At 35.6% G+C, this 19033-nt stretch carries 18 protein-coding genes; 11 read left to right on the top strand and 7 right to left on the bottom strand.

What is annotated here, in order from left to right:
• Window positions 1-39 precede the first annotated feature (39 nt).
• Complete coding sequence (locus tag AC5YGD_RS01420) at window positions 40-321, top strand: hypothetical protein (protein WP_496141763.1); 282 nt, start codon at window positions 40-42, stop codon at window positions 319-321.
• Window positions 322-651: 330 nt separating this feature from the next.
• On the opposite strand, the gene AC5YGD_RS01415 is transcribed toward AC5YGD_RS01420, so the two are convergent.
• The 4 genes from AC5YGD_RS01415 to AC5YGD_RS01400 form a co-directional block, all read right to left on the bottom strand.
• Window positions 652-819 carry a hypothetical protein gene (locus AC5YGD_RS01415; RefSeq protein WP_496141762.1) on the bottom strand — a complete coding sequence of 56 codons (168 nt, stop codon included), beginning with the start codon at window positions 817-819 and terminating at the stop codon, window positions 652-654.
• A 28-nt stretch (window positions 820-847) separates the two neighbouring features.
• Window positions 848-1489, bottom strand: a complete 642-nt coding sequence (locus tag AC5YGD_RS01410) for a hypothetical protein (RefSeq protein ID WP_496141761.1) — start codon at window positions 1487-1489, stop codon at window positions 848-850.
• 156 nt (window positions 1490-1645) lie between these two features.
• Window positions 1646-2407, bottom strand: coding sequence for an ABC transporter permease (locus AC5YGD_RS01405; RefSeq protein WP_496141760.1), 762 nt, complete (start codon window positions 2405-2407; stop codon window positions 1646-1648).
• A gap of 8 nt (window positions 2408-2415) precedes the next feature.
• The gene (locus AC5YGD_RS01400; RefSeq protein WP_496141759.1) at window positions 2416-3324 is read right to left on the bottom strand and encodes an ATP-binding cassette domain-containing protein; all 909 of its coding nucleotides are present in this window, start codon (window positions 3322-3324) and stop codon (window positions 2416-2418) included.
• A 155-nt stretch (window positions 3325-3479) separates the two neighbouring features.
• On the opposite strand from AC5YGD_RS01400, the gene AC5YGD_RS01395 reads away from it, so the two are divergent.
• From AC5YGD_RS01395 to AC5YGD_RS01350, 10 genes are all read left to right on the top strand, one after another.
• Entirely contained in the window at window positions 3480-4703 is a 1224-nt protein-coding gene (locus AC5YGD_RS01395; protein ID WP_496142334.1) for a 2-oxo acid dehydrogenase subunit E2, read from the top strand.
• Window positions 4700-6106 (top strand): dihydrolipoyl dehydrogenase, encoded by a 1407-nt coding sequence (gene lpdA, locus AC5YGD_RS01390; RefSeq protein ID WP_496141758.1) that lies wholly within the window; start codon window positions 4700-4702, stop codon window positions 6104-6106. Before AC5YGD_RS01395 ends, lpdA begins: the two co-directional genes overlap by 4 nt.
• A gap of 7 nt (window positions 6107-6113) precedes the next feature.
• Window positions 6114-6767: a methyltransferase domain-containing protein gene (locus AC5YGD_RS01385; RefSeq protein WP_496141757.1), complete on the top strand. Its 654-nt coding sequence runs from the start codon at window positions 6114-6116 to the stop codon at window positions 6765-6767.
• 16 nt (window positions 6768-6783) lie between these two features.
• The gene (locus AC5YGD_RS01380; RefSeq protein ID WP_496141756.1) at window positions 6784-9075 is read left to right on the top strand and encodes an MMPL family transporter; all 2292 of its coding nucleotides are present in this window, start codon (window positions 6784-6786) and stop codon (window positions 9073-9075) included.
• Window positions 9076-9221: 146 nt separating this feature from the next.
• On the top strand, window positions 9222-10781 hold the full coding sequence (nadB, locus tag AC5YGD_RS01375) for an L-aspartate oxidase (RefSeq protein ID WP_496141755.1): 1560 nt from the start codon (window positions 9222-9224) through the stop codon (window positions 10779-10781).
• Complete coding sequence (gene def, locus AC5YGD_RS01370; RefSeq protein WP_496141754.1) at window positions 10778-11275, top strand: peptide deformylase; 498 nt, start codon at window positions 10778-10780, stop codon at window positions 11273-11275. Before nadB ends, def begins: the two co-directional genes overlap by 4 nt.
• Before the next feature lie 4 nt (window positions 11276-11279).
• On the top strand, window positions 11280-12248 hold the full coding sequence (dusB, locus tag AC5YGD_RS01365) for a tRNA dihydrouridine synthase DusB (protein ID WP_496141753.1): 969 nt from the start codon (window positions 11280-11282) through the stop codon (window positions 12246-12248).
• A gap of 56 nt (window positions 12249-12304) precedes the next feature.
• Window positions 12305-12475, top strand: coding sequence for a helix-turn-helix domain-containing protein (locus AC5YGD_RS01360; RefSeq protein ID WP_496141752.1), 171 nt, complete (start codon window positions 12305-12307; stop codon window positions 12473-12475).
• A gap of 48 nt (window positions 12476-12523) precedes the next feature.
• Window positions 12524-14065: a bifunctional phosphoribosylaminoimidazolecarboxamide formyltransferase/IMP cyclohydrolase gene (gene purH / locus AC5YGD_RS01355; protein WP_496141751.1), complete on the top strand. Its 1542-nt coding sequence runs from the start codon at window positions 12524-12526 to the stop codon at window positions 14063-14065.
• A 33-nt stretch (window positions 14066-14098) separates the two neighbouring features.
• On the top strand, window positions 14099-14449 hold the full coding sequence (locus AC5YGD_RS01350) for a rhodanese-like domain-containing protein (protein ID WP_496141750.1): 351 nt from the start codon (window positions 14099-14101) through the stop codon (window positions 14447-14449).
• A gap of 33 nt (window positions 14450-14482) precedes the next feature.
• On the opposite strand, the gene AC5YGD_RS01345 is transcribed toward AC5YGD_RS01350, so the two are convergent.
• From AC5YGD_RS01345 to AC5YGD_RS01335, 3 genes are read right to left on the bottom strand one after another with little or no spacing between them, the layout of a single operon-like run.
• Window positions 14483-15247, bottom strand: coding sequence for an arginine deiminase family protein (locus tag AC5YGD_RS01345; RefSeq protein WP_496141749.1), 765 nt, complete (start codon window positions 15245-15247; stop codon window positions 14483-14485).
• Between the two features lie 28 nt (window positions 15248-15275).
• Window positions 15276-16454, bottom strand: coding sequence for an amidohydrolase (locus AC5YGD_RS01340; protein WP_496141748.1), 1179 nt, complete (start codon window positions 16452-16454; stop codon window positions 15276-15278).
• Window positions 16455-16457: 3 nt separating this feature from the next.
• Window positions 16458-18983 (bottom strand): FAD-dependent oxidoreductase, encoded by a 2526-nt coding sequence (locus tag AC5YGD_RS01335; protein WP_496141747.1) that lies wholly within the window; start codon window positions 18981-18983, stop codon window positions 16458-16460.
• Window positions 18984-19033: the final 50 nt, after the last annotated feature.

The following is a 19033-nucleotide window of genomic DNA, read 5'->3' as shown; positions in this document are numbered from 1 at the left end:
TATAATTAATTTTCTTTAAAAACAATACTAGGAGTAGTAATGTCAGTAGCAAGAATTACAACAGTAACCTTTGAATCAAATGAAGCGGCAGATATTGCTTCTGCAGCCTACGTTCCAAATGCACCAAGTGACTTTCCAGAAGCAGAGCAATTGATAGCAGTTAAGTCTGAAGGCAACGTCAACATATCTGTAACTTTATATGAGAATAATGAAGCAATGGAAAGAGCAACTGCTGCAAAAAATAAAGTAATGGATGCTATTCAAGGGATTGTTTCTGTAGATACTAAAGTTGGCTCTGTAACACTAAACCATAGCAACTAACTAAAGTACAAAACTACTAAATCCAATTTCATTTGATATATGTGAAAAATGACTAGTTTTTTAATTCATATTTAATACACATATACTTTAAAACCCTATTGGAGTAAGAGTTGTAGAGGCATAAAAAAGATGGAATTACTCTGTTTTAATGTTCACTTCCTTACTAAGTCGCATAGGTACAACAAATCTTCGATACACACCCCATACACACTCTTACATTTTCCCTTTTAGGTAGTGGTTGCAGTTTCTCGCTCATACACACTTTGATACACACTTTTTATTTAAAAGTAAGTCAGAACTGACCTAGGTTAATTGAGTAGTTTTTTGATTCTATTCCTTCTTTTTTCCAATATAGACATAAAGAAAAAGTCCACCAAACAAAAAACCACCACCAATTATTGTCCATTGTTGACCAACTTCAGCATATTGTGGAGTAAACGAACCATAGTAGACTAAAAATCCACCAAATATTGCAATGAGTATTGATATAAATCTCATACTATTTATAAGTTTCCATAATTAAGAACTAGAAACTTCTTCTTACAAAAATTCCTGTTTCAGTCCAGTCTGATTTATACGAACTTGCTGGCTTGGCATCGTGACGCAAAACTCTTCCACCAATTGCAAGAGTATCGCTGAAATGTTTCATTACTTCTAATTCAATTTCATTAGATTTTGACTTTGCTTTTCCTCCACGCCAAAAGTTTAATTTTAGATTCGTTTGTATACCAGAATCACTCAGATTTCTAACGCCTACACTAGCAAAGTAAGAATCAGTTTTCGAGGATGTGTTTGTTATTGTTGATGAGCCATTTGCTTGTCTAGTTTTCTTTATATCATAATCAAGATAAGATAATGATGAGGTAATGTCAGTATTAGTATCAATTTCAAAAGTTTTACCAATTCCAATTCTAGTTCTAGTATATGTTGAAGTTTCATACTCTCCAGGGTCTCTCCAATCTCCTGTTTCCCGGGCATATCTTCCTAGAATTGAAAAGTCATTTCCAATTTCTACCGAACCTTTTAACTCCATAATTTCATCCACAAACTTAAAATTATTTGTTGAGTAACCCACTTGAAAATAATTATCATTAAATCCCTCTGCTGATATGTTCGAAGAAAACAGCATAGGTAGACTAATCAAAGTCATAGTTATTAGCTTTTTCATTTTGTACTCCCTTTAAATATTAAATCTATTGTAGTTCAATTTAATACTAAAGTACAAATTTCGTTTTTGTGTGTGATGAAATAACTGATGTATTGATACACACTCGATACACATTTATTAAAAACCCTTTCGTAATAGGGTCTGTAGAGCATCTGCTTATTCTGTCTTTATACTAACGCCTCGACTTAAAAGCCTATTAGCGATTAATGCCAAAATAATAATCATAATACAAGGCACTAAAAAAGCCTTCCATAATTCAACAGAGCCAATACCTAAAAATCCCATTCTAAAAGCATCCATCATATAATAAATTGGATTAAAAATTGATACGCTCCTCCAGAAGCTAGGCAATATATCAATACTATAAAACATACCACCAAGATACGTTAATGGAAGCAAAACGAAATTTGGAACGATTGAAATGTCATCAAAAGTCTTTGCAAAAACTGCATTTATAAAGCCAGCTAAAGCGAACATAACAGACGTTATAAGAAAGGTGATACCTATTACTACAAAACTATGAATTTGAATTTCAACAAAAAATGATATTGTAAAGGTTACTGCAAGACCAATAGTTAAACCCCTACAAACACCGCCACTCACAAATCCTAATAAAATCACCCAATTAGGAGTTGTAGAAACTAATAACTCTTCAAAGCTATTATTATATTTAGTCATAAAGAATGAGGAAACTGTATTCGCATAAGATTGCATAATTACTGTCATAAGAATGATTCCAGGAACTATAAAATCCAGATAATCAACGCCCTGCATTTGACCAATTCTCCCACCCATTAAACCACCAAATATTAGTAAATAGAGTGAGGTTGTAATAACTGGAGGAATTATCGTTTGAATCCAAATTCTTACAAATCTTAGTATCTCTTTTGTAACAATGGTTTTATAAGCAATCCACATAATAATATTTAACTAGTAATTGATAAAAATAAAGCTTCTAAGCGATTTTGTGAACTACGAAGGTGAGACACATTAATATTTTGAGCTGACAAACTTAAAATTACATCTGAGATTGAAGTATTTTCTCCTTGTGCAACCTGTAACGTAGTGTCATCTATTACTACACAATCACAATTAGGGATAGAAACATTGTTTGTTAATTTTTCGATAGTGTCTAGAATTAGTACTTGCCTCTTCGCTTTTAAAAGAAGCTTCTTCATATTAGTCTGCTCAACAAGATCACCATCATTAAGAATTGCTATATTCCTGCATAAAGATTCTGCCTCTTCCAAATAATGAGTAGTTAATATAATTGTCATGCCCTCTTTATTAAGCTGAGTTAAGTAATCCCACATTGATTTACGAATTTCAACGTCAACTCCTGCAGTTGGCTCGTCTAGAATTAATATGCTTGGTTTATGCATTAATGCTCGAGCCAGCATAAGTCGCCTTTTCATACCACCAGATAGGGATTGAGCAACATCAAATCGTCTATCCCATAACTCCATCTTTTTCAAAAGAACTTCAGCTTGAATTTTAGCTTCTGCGCGAGAAATTCCAAAGTAACCAGCTTGGTTCATAAGAATTTCCATATTGGGCTCATGGGGATTAAAGTTAAACTCCTGAGGCATTAAGCCAATCATTTTTTTTACTTCATTTGCATGTTTATTTTGATCTAGACCATTTATCTTTACCTCACCAGAGGTGCTCTTTAGCAAGCCTGAAATAATTCCAATTGCCGTAGTTTTTCCAGCGCCATTAGAGCCTAAAAGTGCAAAAAAATCACCCTTTTCTACCCTTAGATTTACACCCTTCAGTGCCTCAAGATTATTAGAATATATTTTGGTTAGATTATCTGTGGAAAGTGCTAATGTCATAAAATTATCTTACTTAGATTATAAAAAAATAATTAACTTATTATATAAAAATAAATTAGTTTTGACATGTAAATTTATTTTCATATTTATCCCACTTCACAAGCTAAATTTGGGATAATTACATGCTTAAAATACAAAGCTATTTAATAGTCTATATGCCAACCCAAAAAAATGTCGAGTTACCAGATATAGGTGATTTTGACTCTGTTGATGTTATTGAAGTTTTAGTGAAAGTTGGAGATACTGTCAATGAAAATGACAGTCTTATTACATTAGAAACTGACAAAGCTACAATGGAAATCCCTGCGCCCTTTCCAGGAAAGGTAGCCAGTCTTAAAGTAAAAGTTGGAGATAAAATAGCTAAAGGTGAGCTCATTCTCACCATTGAGAGTGATTCTGAACCTGAAGAAGAAGCTTCAAATAAAACAGCTGCTCCTAGCAATTCAGAAGCAACGGGTAGTTCACATATTGAGACTGAAGAACCAAGTGTTTCAAGCTCAATAACTGAAGACCCTAAAGAAGAAATTTCTTTAAATACTGATTCAGATTCTCACGCATCTCCTTCCATACGAAAGTTAGCAAGAGAACTTGGAGTTAGCTTATCAAAGATTAAAGGTACAGGTAAAAAAGGCAGGATCTTAGAGGAAGATTTAAAGTCTTTTGTAAAACAAATAGTTATTAATGGAGATACTGATAATGAAGTAGAGGTAGTTCCATTATCTAGAATTAAGAAAATATCTGGAAAACACCTCTCAAGTAGTTGGAGCTCAATACCTCATGTCACTCAATTTGATGAAGTCAATATTGAGCAATTAGAGAAATTTCGCAAACATCAAAAAGAAAGAAATATTAAATTAAGTCCCCTAATTTTCATTATGAAGGCTGTCGTTCAAGTTTTAAAACGTCATCCAAACTTTAATGCTTCTTTAGATGAGAGTGGTGAAAATTTAATAGTAAAAAAATACTTTAATCTTGGTATTGCAGTTGATACGCCAAATGGCTTGCTGGTTCCAGTTGTAAAAGATGTGGGTAAAAAATCATTAGTTGAACTCGCTGAAGAACTTGCTGATATTTCTTCACGAGCTAGAGAGGGTCAATTACAGGCAAGCGAAATGAAAGGTGCGGGCTTTACGATTTCAAGCTTAGGTGGAATTGGTGGGACCCAATTTACGCCAATTATTAATTCACCTGAAGTTGCAATTTTAGGAGTCTCTAGAACACAAATAAAGCCAGTTTGGAATGGGACTTCTTTTGAGCCTACGGCAATGATTCCACTCGCACTTTCATATGATCACAGAGTTATAGATGGTGCAGAGGGAGCGAAGTTTATGGCTGAACTAAATCAAGTTCTTAGCAATATTATGGAGATGTTATTATGATTAGAACTAAAGTTTTAGTTATTGGATCTGGTCCAGGAGGTTACACAGCTGCTTTTCGTGCGGCTGACTTAGGTAATGAAGTTACCTTAATTGAAAGTCATAAAACTCTTGGTGGGGTTTGTTTAAATGTGGGCTGTATTCCTTCTAAAACACTTCTTCATACTGCTGAAGTAATCAACGAAGCCAAGCATGCAAATGAACTTGGAGTTACCTTTAAAAGTCCTAAAATAGATATTGATGGTGTTAGAAAAAATAAAGAAGCTATAGTAAGTAAGCTTACTGGTGGCATTCAAGCCCTTGCTAAAGCAAGAAAAGTCAAAGTAATTTCGGGTTATGCAAAATTTCTTTCAAAGAATCAAGTGGCACTTGACGGGACTGATGAAGTCATTGAATTTGAGCAATGTATTATTGCAACAGGCTCAAGAGTAACGAAATTTCCAATGTTTCCATTCGAGGACAAGCGAGTAATGGACTCCACAGATGCCCTGATGTTGGATGACATACCTAAAAGAATGCTGGTTGTTGGTGGTGGCATTATTGGCCTCGAAATGGCTACAATTTATGATGCCCTTGGAAGTGAAATTACTATGGTTGAGCTTGGCAATCAAATTATTCCTGTGGCAGACAAAGATATTGTTACTCCATTATTTAAAAAAATAAAAAAGACTTATGCTAATGTCTTTTTAAACACTAAAGTTACCAAAATGACTGCAGAAAAAAAAGGAATAAAAGTTAAGTTTGAAGGTAAAGATGCTCCAGAGTCAGACACATTTGACAAGGTTTTAGTTGCTGTTGGTCGAACCCCTAATGGCCTATTAATTGATGCTGAAAAAGCTGGCGTTAATATTGATAAAAGTGGATTTATTGCTACAAATAATCAAATGAAAACTAATATTGATAACATATTTGCTATAGGAGATATTGTTGGACAACCAATGCTTGCTCATAAAGCCACTCATGAAGCTAAAGTTGCAGCTGAAGTAATTAGTGGCAAAAAAACTGGATTTAATGCTCTTACAATTCCCTCAGTTGCTTATACAGATCCAGAGGTAGCATGGACTGGCAAAACTGAAAAAGAACTCATAGAAGCTGGAGTTAAGTTTGATAAAGGTTTGTTTCCATGGGCTGCATCTGGAAGAAGCTTGAGTATTGGAAGAAGTGAAGGTGTATCAAAGGCTTTATTTGATGCTGAGTCAGGTAAGATTCTAGGAATGGGTATCTGTGGAAATCATGCTGGTGATTTAATTTCTGAGGCTACTTTAGCAATTGAAATGGGTTGTGATATGAGCGATATTGCTTTAACGATTCATGCACACCCTACTCTTTCAGAAACGACTGCATTTGCAGCTGAAATGGCTGAAGGTACAATTACAGATTTGATGCCGCCAAGAAAGAAAAAATAGGTGAAATATGGATATTAAACAAGCTAGAAAAAATGTTATTGAACAGCAAGTAAGGCCTTGGGGTGGTCTCAATGTGAAAGCAAATCAAGCATTAACAGATACCCCACGTGAAAACTTTGTTCCAGAAGAATATCAGAAGTTAGTATTTGCTGATATTGAAATACCTCTTAGTAAGGTAGGCAAAATGCTTTCACCAAAGATTGAGGGTAGGATTCTAGATAGCCTTGACCTGAAAGGCCATGAAAATGTTCTTGAAGTTGGTACTGGAAGCGGTTACTTTACCTCCGTACTATCTTTACTATCAAATTCAGTTATAAGTATTGATGCTGATAAAGACTTACATGCTTTAGCAAAAAGTAAGATTAATAAACTTAATTTAAGCAATATAACCCTTAAGCATGAAAGCTTTCTAACTTCTAATTTTGAGAATGGGCAGTTTGATGCAATTGTTCTAGGATGTGCTCTTCCTGAAATTAATAAAGACTTAAAAAAACTTCTAAATTTAGGTGGAAAATTATTTGTAGTTGTTGGATCAAAAAACCAAATGCATGCAACTCTTGTTACTCGTCTAAATGAAAATGAATGGCACTCCAAATCCCTTTTTGAAACGCATTTAGACATCATGAGAGGTTCTGAGCCATCTGTCAAATTTACCTTTTAACTTGAACTAGTCAGATATGCTTAATTCTTTATTGAATTTCTTAATTAAGAAGCCAGCATGGTCTTTAGCTCTGTTTTTAATTGTTATTGGAACAACATTTCTACAAATTCAAAATTTCTCACTTGATGCCTCCTCAGAGTCATTATCACTAGAGGGTGATAACAACCTAGAACTTTATTTCGATACCCAAAAAACTTTTGGCTCTGATGAATCGTTAGTAATTAGCTACACGGCTAATGAAGAAACTATACTTGGCACTAAACAGATATCTCACCTGCGCTCCTTAAGAGATGACTTACTCAATATTGAAGGTATTAATTCAGTAATATCAATACTTGACGTTTCTCTATTTCAATCCCCTCCTCTTTCTCTTATTGAACTTGCGAGTGATATTTATACAATTGACAATGGCAAGGCAGAACTGTCTTACATTGAAAATGAATTTAAAAATAGCCCACTTTATGCTAATAACCTAGTTAGCACAGACTTAAAAACAACGGCGTTGTTAATTCCACTTGCTACTGACAATCCAGAAATATTAATTAATCAAGAAACTTTGAAAGTAATAATCGAAGACATACGTTTAACGATGAATGAATATCGAAATGAAGCAAGCTTATTCTTGGGTGGAGTTCCAATGATAAGAAATGATGCAATTGCATATATCAAAAGTGATTTAATTGTATTTAGTCTTGCTGTTATTTTGGCAATGTCCATAATGCTAGCATTCTTTTTTCATAAAATTCGATGGGTTGCAGTTCCAATAATGATTAGTATTATTGGCGCTCTTTTCATGACTGGAGTAATAAGCGCTATTGGCTGGAAAGTTACCGTTATTTCAGCAAATTTTTTCTCTCTTCTTCTTGTTATGACCCTATCTGTAACTATTCACTTAGTGGTTCGCTATAGAGAATTATCGAGCAATAATCCTGATGCGACGTCTTCAGAGTTAACAAAGCAGACTTTGACAGAAATGATTAAACCATGCACCTTCACCGTAATTACAACTATAGCTGCATTTGTTTCTTTAACCACAAGTAATGTTAAGCCTGTAATTGACTTTGGCTTAATGATGAGTATAGGAGTAATGATAGCTTTTGTATTATCATTTATTAGTTTTGCAATATTTACGATGCTTCTACCAAAACCTATAACTGCAAGTCATCCAGATCAATTCTTAGTATTAGAAAAATTTGCAATTATTACAGATAAGTTTGGTAAGCGAATACTAGTAACTCTCATTGTAACTATGATTATTGCTTTTATTGGCGTAAGTAAACTTTCAGTAGAGAATAGCTTTATAAACTACTTTAAAAAAGATACAGAGATTTATCAAGGGCTTTACTTAATTGATAAAGAGCTAGGTGGGACAGTTCCATTGGAAATTGTTTTTAATGATATTGCAAATGCGTATTGGGCAGATTCAAGCTTAAGGGATGACTTCCATGAGGTTCATAAGTACCTTGACGGAATACCCAGCGTTGGAAAGGTTTTGTCAATTGATACATTCATGCAGGTCCTTAAAAAATCAAATAATGGAAAAACACCTAATGGATTTTTGTTAACTTTAGGTAAAAATAATATGCCTGAATTTGCTAAAGAACAGATTTTAAAGCCACATATATCAGATGATAGTGACCAAATAAGAATAGTGGCAAGAATTAAAGAAACAACAATAGGGTTAAATAGAAACCAACTCATTAATGACATCAATAATGAGTTGATTAAAAACTTTAACTTTAATCAAGAAGATTTTTATTTCACAGGGACATTTTCACTCTACAACAATCTTCTACAAAGTTTATTTGAATCTCAAATAAAGACTATAACTAGCGTCTTTGTAATTATCTTTATACTTTTTTTATTCATATTTAGATCAGCATCAGTTGCACTTATAGCTGTGTTGCCAAATGTAATTCCATCGCTATTAATCTTAGGGGTTATGGGTTTAGCAAATATACCGCTAGATATTATGACAATAACTATAGCAGCCATTGCTATTGGAATCGGAATTGATAATGCAGTCCATTACATCAGTAGATTTCAAAATGAGGTTTTAAAGGATGGTGACTACTTATCTTCGATGTATAGAACGCATAGCACTATTGGTATCTCAATGTTTTATACTGCTGCCACAGTTGCAATTGGGTTCTTAGTTCTAATATTATCGCACTTTACTCCGAGTATTTATTTTGGTATTTTTATGGCGATTGCTATGTTGAGTGCTGTAATTGTTAATCTAACATTACTTCCCAAGTTGCTAATAATTTTTAAACCCAAAATGAATAACCAAAGGCTTATAAAATAAAAAACCCCACCTCGAATAAGAGAGTGGGGTTAGTCTACTATTAAAAGGAGAAATAAGTTAAATATAGTAGTTTTTAACTTACGCGAAATTATATATAAAAATTAATTTAATAGTTTTTATTTTGTGTCTTTTTGTATCAATAAATTATGGCAAACAATTATCAATTTGATGTTCTTATTATAGGCTCTGGAGCTGCAGGCTTGATGAGTGCGATTCAGCTGTCTGAAAAACTATCAATAGCTGTGATAGCGAAAGATAAAGTATTAGAAGGCTCTTCTTATTACGCACAAGGTGGCATATCTGCAGTGCTTGACCCAGAAGATAACTTTGAGTCACATATTTTGGACACAATAAATACTGGACTTAACTTAGGTAGTGAAAAAAGTATTAGGTTTATGGTGGAGCAAGCTCCTTCAGCAATTTCAGACCTTGAAAATACTGGTGTAATATTTTCACATGTCAATAACAGCTACGACCTAACTACTGAAGGTGGTCATAGTTCAAAAAGAGTAGCTCATGTTGCAGATAAAACAGGTCAATCAATCCAAGTTAACTTACTAGCAAAAGTTAAACAAAAAAATAATATTACACTTTTTGAGCAATATGTAGCAGTTGACTTGCTAGTTGATGATGGAAACTGCAATGGAGCATATGTTTTCAATAAGAGTACAAAAGAGGTTAGTACTTTTTCCTCCCATAAAACTATATTAGCCACTGGAGGAGCATCAAAATCCTACCTTTATACTTCAAACCCAGATACCTCAACTGGCGATGGAATTGCCATGGCCTATCGAGCTGGTTGTCATATTACTAATATGGAATTTACACAGTTTCACCCAACGTGTCTTTTTCATCCACATGCTAAATCATTTCTAATTTCTGAAGCATTAAGAGGTGAAGGAGCAAAACTACTTCTAACGAATGGTAAAGAATTCATGCACAAGTATGACAGTAGACTTGAACTTGCTCCCAGAGATATTGTGGCAAGAGCTATCGATAATGAGATGAAGGTTAATGGGTATGACTGCGTTTATCTTGATATCTCATTCAAAGATGCCAAATGGATCAAGTCGCGCTTCCCAGCTATTTCACAGCGATGCAATGAGCTAGGCATTGATATATGCAATGAAGCCTTGCCAGTTGTCCCAGCTGCTCATTACACCTGCGGTGGAGTTGATACAAATTTAGATGCACAAAGTAATATTAAAAACCTTTATGCGATTGGAGAAGTAGCTCATACTGGTGTGCATGGTGCCAACAGATTAGCAAGTAACTCTTTACTTGAATGCATTGTTTTTGCAAAATCTTGCGCCAAGCATATTAATGAAAGTGTCTTCGAAGAAGTATTCCCTTCTATTACAAAATGGGATGCTTCTAGAGTGGCCCCTTCAAAAGAGAAAGTAGTTATCTCCCACTTATGGCTTGAAATCAGACTCATTATGTGGAACTTTGTAGGCATAGTCAGAAGTGATAATCGACTTAATTCAGCCTATTTAAAAATTCAACAAATAAACAAAGAAGTTGATGAATATTACCGCATTTATACTATAACTGATGACTTAATTGAACTAAGAAACTTAGCTCAAACATCAAAAATTATTGTAGAATCAGCCATCTCAAGAAAAGAAAGCAGAGGCTTGCACTATAACCAAGATTATCCAAATCAACTTAACGAAATACATAACACTGTTATGATTAAAATATGATTTTAGAAATTTTAAAGTACCCTGATAGTCGCTTAAGGACAGTTGCAAAAGAAGTAGACGTAGTTAATACAGAGATCAAGAAGCAAGTTAAAGACATGTTTGAAACTATGTATGATGCTCCTGGAATTGGTTTAGCCGCAACCCAAGTTAATTTTCATAAGCGCATCATTGTCATTGATATTTCAGATGAATGCAACCAGCCACTATGTCTAATAAACCCAAAAATAATTGAAAAAAATGGTGAAATTGAATGGGAGGAAGGATGCCTTTCAGTTCCAAATTACTATGAAAGTGTTAAAAGATCCAATGAAATAAAAGTTAGTGCGCTTAATCAGCTTGGTGAGTTTTGTGAAATTGATGCAAGTGAGATGCTGGCAGTTTGTATACAACATGAAATGGATCACTTAAATGGCATATTATTTGTAGATCATTTATCTAAATTGAAACAAAAACGCCTAAAAAAGAAAGCCGAAAAAAATACCTTAAAGTTTTAATTTTATGAATATTGGCCCTTACTCTCTTCCATCACAAGTTTTACTTGCGCCAATGGCAGGTACGAGTGATAAACCCTTTAGAATGATATGCAGAGCACAAGGTGCTGGCCTAACAACTTCTGAGATGGTCGTGATGCAAAACCACCTTCTTAATTCAAATAAATCCAAACACCGTTTAGACTTTACCTCAGAACAATCTCCTATTAGTATTCAAATAGCAGGCTCAGAGGCAGAAGAATTAGCAGAATCTGCCAGAAAAGCGGTTGATTTTGGGGCAGATATTATAGATATCAATATGGGCTGTCCTGCAAAAAAGGTCTGCAATAAAGCTGCCGGTTCAGCTTTAATGCAAAACGAAAAACTTGTGGAAGACATTATTAAGTCTGTCGTCAATGCAGTTGATATTCCTGTTACTCTTAAAATGCGCACAGGATGGAATGAAGAAAATAAAAATGCCCCTACTATCGCAAAAATTGCTGAAGATTTTGGCATACAAATGCTGGCAATTCATGGGAGAACTAGGTCACAAAAATATAACGGTGAAGCTGAATTTAATACAGTAAAAAAAATTACCAAAATGGTATCAATTCCTGTTGTTGCAAATGGCGATATCACCTCCCCAGAAAAAGCTAAAGATGTATTAGAATTTACTGGTGCGGATGCCATCATGCTTGGTCGAGCAACACAAGGAAATCCTTGGCTGGTTGGTCAGGTTAACCATTTCTTAAAGACTGGAAACAAAGCAGAAGAGACTTCTTTAGATAAAAAAATTCCCCTTATCTTGAGCCATATTCTTCAAATTCATGATTTTTATGGACATAAAATGGGAACACAGTTATCCAGAAAGCATATTTTTTGGTATTCTATGCACCTTGACCAAGAAAAAGGGACAGCATTTTGGCCAAACATTAATAGAGTGTCTGATCACTCTGAACAATATTCAATTTTTCATGATTTTTTGTATTCAATATGACACAAAGGGGTTTACAGGATTGTATCAAAAATAGTCTCGAGAAGTATTTCTCGGACTTGAATGGTGAAACATCAAATGGAGTTTTTAAGATGGTTACCCAGCAAACTGAGTCAGCTACTATTAAGTTTGTCCTCGATAAAGTCAATCAAAATCAAAGCGAAGCTGCCAGAATCCTTGGCATAAACAGAGCGACCCTAAAGAAAAAAGTAAGCCTTTATAACCTGTAAGAGTTTATAATCAATTCCTTAAAATATCTAAATTTTAATTCTTAAAAGATGTCTATTAAGCGAGCTTTAATTAGCGTTTCTGACAAAGCTGGAGTAGTTGAATTTGCTCTAGGACTTTCTTCACTAGATATCGAAATTATTTCCACGGGTGGAACTGCCAAACTTCTAAAAGATAATAATATCCCTGTAATTGAAGTATCAGATTTCACAGGCTATCCAGAAATGATGTCAGGCCGTGTTAAGACTCTCAATCCAATGATCCATGGTGGAATTTTGGCTCGAAGAGGTAAAGATGAAGCTGTAATGTTTGAAAATAACATCAGTCCAATTGACTTAGTCGTAGTAAATTTATATCCTTTTCAACAAACTATTTTAAAACCAAACTGTACCCACGATGATGCCATTGAAAATATTGATATTGGTGGGCCTGCAATGCTACGTTCAAGTGCAAAAAATCATGAATCAGTAACTGTAATAGTTGATAGTGCTGATTATCAATTTATTCTAGATGAATTAAATAACAATGGTGATACTGCATTGGATACTAGAAAAGCTCTAGCGCTAAAAACCTTTGAACACACTTCACAATATGATGGCGCTATAGCTAATTATTTAGGACGAGAACAAGATGGGTTTTCAAATACCCTAAATTTGCAATATATTAAGTCTCAAACCATGCGTTATGGAGAAAACCCTCATCAGAGTGCTGCATTTTATAAGGAGACTAACCTTACTGAGGCATCTATTTCTTCCAGTAAACAAATCCAAGGAAAACCTCTTTCCTTCAATAATTTGGCAGATGCTGATGCAGCATTGGAATGCGTTCGAGATTTTGAAGAGCCTTGCTGCGTTATTATTAAACATGCGAACCCATGCGGAGTAGCAACAAGGGAAAATATTCACTTGGCCTATCTTAGTGCTTATCAAACGGACCCAACATCAGCATTTGGTGGAATTATTGCGTTTAATCGTGAACTTAATGAAGAGACTGCTCAATCTATTACTAAGCAACAATTTGTTGAAGTAATTATTGCCCCAAGAATTAGCTCTAAAGCTAAATCTATACTATCTAAAAAAGAAAACATAAGGGTTCTTGAGTGTGGTGATCTTCAAAAGGCTAAACATGCTTTTGACTATAAGAAAATATCTGGAGGCCTTCTTATTCAGGATAAAGACTTAGTTATTTTAAAATCTTCTGATCTCAAATGCGTATCTTTAATTCAGCCTACTAGTAAACAAATGCTCGACTTATTGTTTGCTTGGAAAGTTGCTAAATATGTAAAGTCTAATGCAATTATCTACGCAAAAAATCAAATGACAATCGGGGTTGGAGCAGGTCAAATGTCAAGGATCTACTCTGCTAAAATTGCTGGCATTAAAGCTGCCGATGAAAACCTTGAAGTCAAGGGCTCAGTAATGGCATCAGACGCTTTTTTTCCTTTTCGAGATGGAATAGATGCTGCTGCGGAAGCTGGAATTAGTGCTATTATTCATCCTGGTGGGTCTATGCGTGATGAGGAAGTAATTGCTGCTGCTGATGAACATGGAATAGCAATGGTATTTACGGGTATTCGTCACTTCAAACATTAAAACACAACTTTATTAACTATTAAGGGATTCTCAATGATCAAAAGTGCAGGTGAATTAATATCAGATGCTCAAACAAAAATTAATTGTGTTGATGCAAACGCAGCAAAACTTCTCCATCAAAATTCAAATAATTCTGTAATTATTGATGTTCGTGAAGTAAATAATTATGAAGAATTGAGTCTCAATGACTCGATAAATATTTCTAGAGGATTAATTGAAATGAAAATTGGTAAACATTGTCCCAATCCTGAAACTTTAATATTGACTCACTGTGCTGGCGGCGGCCGTGCCTCACTTGCAGCTCTAACAATTCAACAAATGGGTTACTCAAATGTTCATGCTATAACCGCAACGTTTGAAGAAATTAAAGAAATATTTGATTAAATTAAAACCTTAATCATTAAAATTAAGAATTTCCTAGTACCTTAAAGACAAACAGCTTAAACCTCCATCAAGCTTTTTGAATTCTGAAACATCAACTTCAATTATTTGAAAACCTGCATCTGAAATCCTCCCTTTTGATATTGGATATCCAGATGGAATAATTACAAATTCATTGACCCAAATACAGTTTGCCGCATAACTTTCCTCTTGAGGTATTTCTATAAAATCATAATTTTCAAAAATTGGATTACTCAGGAACTCTCCACATACAACTAACTTATTATTTTCTAGATAAGAAAGCCCAGTCTTAAGGTGAAGAACATCATTTAGCTCAACAGTTGAACCTGTTAAACCATATTTTTGCAGCAGTTTAATTGCTTGCTCAGCACCATCGATATTAGTTCGATCTGACAAACCAATATAGTAATGACTGCCCACCATCATAATATCTCCAGCCTCTATTGTTCCTGGCGCTTCAATATATTCAATGTGCATAAATTCTTTTCTTAATACAGAATCTATTTGACTCACCTCATCTCTCCTGGTTGGAGCTCCTGGGCGCGTAATTATTACGCACTCTGGAGTTACTAGAGCTACGTCTTCAATAAATGTTGAATCTGGGTATTGTTCACAAGGCTCAAGAACATTAACTTCAACACCACAAGATTTTAGCGCCTCTATATAAGACTTATGCTGAATAATTGCATTATCATAATTTGGCAATCCTAGATCCTTTGAATCGCTTAATCCATTAATTAGACTCTTTCCAGGAACCCTAACAATCGCATGAGAAAACATAAATTAAACCTTAAAATCAAAAAAATACTTACTTGAGAATGCCTTGGACTAGTTGCACCCAATAGCTACTTCCAAGCGGAAGAATCTCATCATTAAAATCATATTCTGTATTGTGGAGCATGCAGCCGCCCTCAGGACCATCCTCAGGAACTAGCCCGTTCCCAATCCAAATATAAGCACCCTCTGAGGCGTTAAGCAAAAAAGAAAAATCTTCAGAGCCCATACTTGGCTTCTCATTTCTCAAAACATTGCTACTTCCTACAACCTCTGCTGCAGCATTTGCACAAAGCTCAGCATGTTTTGGAGTATTAACTGTTGCTGGATAATTTGGCGTTGAACTGAAGGTTGCTGTCGCTCCCATTGAGTGACTTATACCCTCAACAATTTTCTTAATTTTTGCTTTTACTTCATTCCCTACATCTGTTGAAAAGTATCTTAAAGAGCCAGTTAGGTTCATGTCATTTGGAATAACATTAGAGACAAAGCCTGCATCAATCATTGTAATACTTACGACAGCAGAATCAAGAGGGGCAACATTTCTTGAAACCACACTTTGAAGTGCAGTAATAATTTGAGCTCCAATTACTACAGGGTCAACGCACTGATCTGGCATTGCTGCATGGCCACCCTTGCCTTTGATAGAAATTTTGAGTGTTTCATTAGCAGCCATTACAGCCGTATCATGAACAGCAAATTGCCCTTCAGCCATTCCTGGCCAGTTATGCATCCCATATACAGCTTCACAAGGAAACTTTTCAAATATACCCTCTTCAACCATCACACGACCGCCACCACCGCCTTCTTCAGCTGGTTGAAAAATAAAATGAACTGTTCCTGAAAAATTATTATTTTCTTTTAAGTGAACAGCAGCACCAAGTAGCATTGTTGAGTGACCATCATGACCACATGCATGCATCTTTCCATCATGAACTGATTTATGACTAAAATCATTTTTTTCCTGAATAGGAAGAGCATCCATATCTGCTCGTAGACCAATAACACGTCCTTCTTTTTTTCCATGAATAGTGGCTACTATTCCTGTAACTGCCAAGCCGCGATGCATTTCGATATCATTGGCCTCAAGAACTGAAGCTATATAGTCACTAGTTAGATCTTCTTTAAAGCTAAGCTCAGGATGTTTATGAATGTGATGACGCCATGTCACCATGTCTTCGTGTAACTCAGATTGTTTTTTAATAATAGACATTTTTTAGCTCCTTAGGCACTCATTCGTTGAGTCAAAAGGTGACTCTTCTATCACTATAGCTTTATACCTTTCACCCAATATCTCAATTTCAAGTTCTGTTCCAAGAGTTGCAAGTTCAAGCCTTACAAGGCCTAGAGCAAGTGACTTTTCACAGCGCCACCCATATCCTCCAGATGTAGCTCTTCCAACAACCTCGCCATCTTTATAGATCGCCTCTGAACCGCGTGCATCTGCATCAACTACTCCTAAAACCTCCAAAGTGACAAATCCATTTGAAGGCCCACGATCCTGCCACTCTTTAAGAACAGACTTACCTATGAAATCATTTTCTTTGTCAAGCTTTACAAAACGATCAAGACCAGACTCATAAGCGGAATATTCAATTGACATCTCTCTTGGAATTAAACGGTAAGATTTTTCAAGGCGCATACTATCCATTGCACGTATGCCGAATGGTTTAATTTCAAACTCAGCTCCAGTCTGCATTAGCTGATCAAATATGTAATTCTGCATTTCAATTGGATGATGAAGTTCCCAACCAAGCTCACCAACAAAGTTAACTCTCAGGGCTTCTGCAGTTGCGTAGCCTACATTAATTTTTTTACCTGTTAGCCACTTAAAGTTATCGTTTGATAAATCAGTATCAGTCAGTTTTTGAAGGACATCACGAGACCTTGGGCCAGCTAAAACAAGCACACCAGTTTGTGTTGTAACTCGCTGGATATTCACACTCCCATCTTTTGGTGCGAGCTTAAATAAATAGTCATGATCATGCGTTTCAAATGCACCTGCTGAAACTAAATAATAACTTTGAGGACCGGTTTTATAGACTGTAAATTCCGCTCGAACCCCGCCATTTAAAGAGAGCATATGAACTAGACTAATTCTACCAATAGCTTTAGGCATCTTGTTTGCAAAGATATATTCTAGCCATTCCTCTGCTCCAGGTCCTTTAACTATACATTTTGCAAAAGCAGACATATCTAGTAGTCCAACTTTATCATTAACATGCTTGCATTCATTTCCAACATGTTCAAAATAATTAGAGCGCCTAAATGAATTTTTTTCTACAATTCGTCCATCCTCTAGAGCTGTCGCATGGTTTTTATTCATCAATACTTTTGCTGGATCTTCTTGATTTAATTCCTCTACACTCAGAGAATAATCAGCACTAGGCATGAACCAATTTGGACGCTCCCAACCATATACACTTCCAAATACAGCCCCCAAAGCTTTCATGCGATCATAACAGGGTGCGGTTTTCAAGGGTCTTGCAGCACTTCTCTCTTCATCGGGATAGTGAGTTGTAAAAACATTTGCGTACGCCTCTTCATTTTTTTCTTTCAAATATCCTCGAGTAGCATAAGGACCAAAACGACGAGGATCAACGCCCATCATGTCAACTGTAGGCTCTCCATCAACAATCCACTCGGCGAGCTGCCATCCAGCTCCGCCCGCAGCAGTTATACCAAAACTATGGCCTTCATTTAGCCAAAAGTTTTTTAGTCCTGGCGCAGGACCAACAATTGGATTTCCATCAGGAGTGTATGCAATAGCTCCGTTATACACGTCCTTAATTCCTACTTCACCAAACGCAGGAACACGATTTATACAGCGATCAATATGCGGCATTATGCGATCAAGTTCACCATTAAATAACTCATATTGACAGTCGTCTTTAGGGCCATCAACGTAGCATACAGGTGCGCCTTTTTCGTAAATTCCTAAGATCATTCCACCAGCCTCTTCTCGCAAATAATAGGCTGCATCAGATTCACGTAGAACGGCCATTTCAGGAAGTCCTTGTTTTTTTCTTTCTAAAATTTCTGGATGAGGCTCTGTTACTAGAAACTGATGTTCAACAGGAATTACTGGAACATCTAAACCAACCATTTCACCAGTTTTTCTGGCAAAACTACCTGTACAAGAGACAACATGCTCGCAGGCAATGTCGCCTTTATCGGTGGATACAATCCAGCTCTGGTCTTTTTGTTGTGTAATTCCTTCTACTAGTGTGTGCTCATAAATCTCAGCACCACGATTTCTAGCACCTTTACATAATGCTTGAGTTAAGTCTGCTGGCTGTATATATCCATCATCAGGATGCTGAATAGCGCCCAACAAGCCTTCCGTATTACATAAAGGCCAAACTTCTTTAATTTCTTCTGGCGTTAAAAAATTTACATTAACACCTACAGTGCTTCCAACACCAGCATAATATTTATACTCGTCCATTCGGTCTTGAGAATTTGCAAGGCGGATATTTGATACAACACTAAAGCCAACGTTCATCCCAGTCTCTTTTTCTAGCTCATGATAGAAGTCGACTGAATATTGATGTAGTTTTCCAACTGAATAACTCATATTAAAGAGTGGCAATAAGCCAGCTGCATGCCATGTTGAGCCAGAAGTTAAATCTTTGCGCTCAACCAATACGACATCAGTCCAACCTTTTTTTGCTAGATGGTATAGTGTCCCTGCGCCAACAACTCCGCCTCCAATAACCACCACTTGTGTTTTATTTTTCATCAAATCCTCAATGTAAACTCTAACCAAAAAAAGCGAATTATATACCTAAA

The organism is Candidatus Pseudothioglobus sp. uisw_070 (assembly GCF_059512545.2).
This window is presented reverse-complemented; position numbering and strand designations above follow the sequence as displayed.